Below are 2,446 nucleotides of genomic sequence, written 5' to 3' on the forward strand. Positions count from 1 at the left end.
GCGGGGCTCCTGCGATTTCTAGCTGAGGCCCAACCCCCAAAAAATGGCCGGTATGCCCTTCATATCCTCAGCGTTGATGGGAGTGCTCCCGCCAAGCGCAACTGGGGGGATCCGTCTCGGCTGGCTGAACCTCGAACTCCAGCGGTCCCTCTTCAGTGTACAGGTGCAGGTCGAACCAGAAGGTGGATCCCTGTTCTAGCTTGCTCTCCAGGCAGATGCGGGTTCGATGTTTCTCCAGGATGTTGCGCACGATGGCCAACCCCAGGCCGGTGCCCTCTAGGGTGTGGACCCGGTTCTCGACACGGAAAAAGCGGTCGAAAATCCGCTCCTGATCTTCTGGGGCAATGCCAATGCCTGTATCGGCCACCGCCACCCGCACTGCCTGCGGGGATCCATCCGCCTGAACCACCAGGTGGGCATGCACCGTCACCAGGCCCCCTGAGGGAGTGAACTTGAGGGCATTGCCCAGGAGATTGGTCATCACCTGCAAGAGCAGATCGTAGTTGCCCCACACCAAAGGCAGATCGGGATCAACGAATTTGCGCAACTGGATCCCTTTGTCGCGGGCCTGCAGGTGATGGGTGCGCAGCGTTTGCTCGATCACCGCCGAGATATCGACGCCCTCAAAGTGGTACTGCTTGCCCGATTCCAGACGAGACAAATCCAAAACATCGTTGACCAGGCGGGTGAGGCGATCGGTTTCGCGGTTGGCAATTTCCAGGTAGTCCAGCCGCTCCGCCGAGGACATCTGCTCGCCGTACTCGTAGAGGGTCTCGATAAAAGACTTGATGCTGAAGAGGGGGGTGCGCAGCTCGTGGCTGATGTTGCTGATGAATTGAGCCTTGGCTTCGTTGAGCTCTGCCTCGCGGGTGATGTCCTGCACCGTCATCACGATCCCCTTGAGATTTTGCCGCCGCGGATCCGACACCGGCGAAAGCAGGATGCGGATAACACGCTTGGTGGGGCCGGTGAGGTTGACGCGAACTTCCTCTGCTTCTTGATCCCCGCGGGCAATTTGCATCAGGGGGCGGGCCAGTTGCTGCTGCAGATCCTCCGGCAACAGCTCCGGCAGGGGTTTGCCCAAAACGGGATCCCCTTCCCAGCCAAACATGCGGGAGGCGGCAGGGTTGAGCAGCAGCACCCGCAACTCGGCATCCAGCAAAATGGCGGCATCGACGATGGAGAAGACCAAGGTCTCCAACTTGGCTTTGGCGGCAGCCAGTTCTTCGATGTTCTGTTCTTCGTAGCTTTGCAGCCGCTCCGCCATCTCGTTAAAGCTGTCGATGAGCTGGGCCAGCTCGCCCCCGAAGGGCAGGTCGATGCGCTGCTTGAAGTTACCTTTGGTGATCTCCTGGACACCTTTGACCAGCTCTTTGATGGGATAGGTGATGGTGAGGGCATTGACCACCGCTCCCAGGATGGCCAAGACCCACACCGCCAAAAACACCCCAATCGAGACCTCCCGCGCCAGCTGGGTGGAGCGCACCAGGGCGGGATTGGGATTGATGCCCAAGCCGAGGGTGCCCAAAAAGCGGCCCTGATGGTAGATGCCGACGAAAATATCCGTCACCCGCCCAGCAGGGGTAAGGTGGGTGCGCACCAGCGGTTGGCCCTCAGCAGGAGGACGGTTGTCCGGCAGTTGCATGCGACGGGTAAGGCTGAGGGAGGTTTTCACCTCCTGATTGGAGAACGGGATCCCGTAGTAGATGTTTCCTTCGGGATCGGCGTAGAGCAAATAGCGGATGCTGCTGGTGCTCTCAAAGTACTGGCGGGACAGTTGCGCCACTTCGCCAATGCGATCTTCCGCAATCAGGGGGGCGACATTGGCGGCCAAGAGCAGCCCCAGATCTCGGCCAAAGCGGGCCTCGTTGAAGCGGGCATCCTGCTGCACAGTGCTGACGGCCCAGAAGGTAAAACTGCTCACCACCAAGGAGACCACCAGCGTGGCCACAAAGAGCAACTGAGTTTCCAACCGCAGTTTTTGCTTCCATCGCGCCCACCAGCGCCGCAGGGATCCCATAGAGATCCCGGTCGTTGTTGGCACTGACATGTCCACAGCGCCAGGCAATGGCTCGGCAGGAGAAGAAGCCAGCTCAGGAGATTGGACTTCGGCAATGGGCTCGGCTGGCTCGACGGTGCTGACAGGAGGCATGAACCCAACGTGAACAGATAGCGTGAACGGATATAGGGCGGTGATTCGCCACCATTCTGACATGGGCAGGCGATCCCTTTGTCTCAGCCAAGGCCGGGTGAGAACCGGTATGGGATCCCGGCTTCGCAACGCAACCTGCTCCAGCCGACCTGCAGGGGAATGGTTGCCAATACCGATAAAGGTATCCCCAAGCAAAGCTTGTCAGCGCCCCTAAAGTTGATAGACTAGAAAATCGTGCTTCACCAGGTCAGAGTGACCGGAAAAATCGTGACCAACAGCCCCGTCAGCCAATTT

At 59.3% G+C, this 2,446-nt stretch carries 1 protein-coding gene; it reads right to left on the reverse strand.

The features are described 5' to 3' along the window. Positions 1-67: 67 nt before the first annotated feature. Positions 68-2,056, reverse strand: coding sequence for an ATP-binding protein (locus tag NW815_RS04325; RefSeq protein ID WP_414415750.1), 1,989 nt, complete (start codon positions 2,054-2,056; stop codon positions 68-70). Positions 2,057-2,446: the final 390 nt, after the last annotated feature.

Origin of the sequence: Synechococcus sp. R6-7 (assembly GCF_047461695.1) — a bacterium.
Classification (GTDB): domain Bacteria; phylum Cyanobacteriota; class Cyanobacteriia; order Thermostichales; family Thermostichaceae; genus Thermostichus.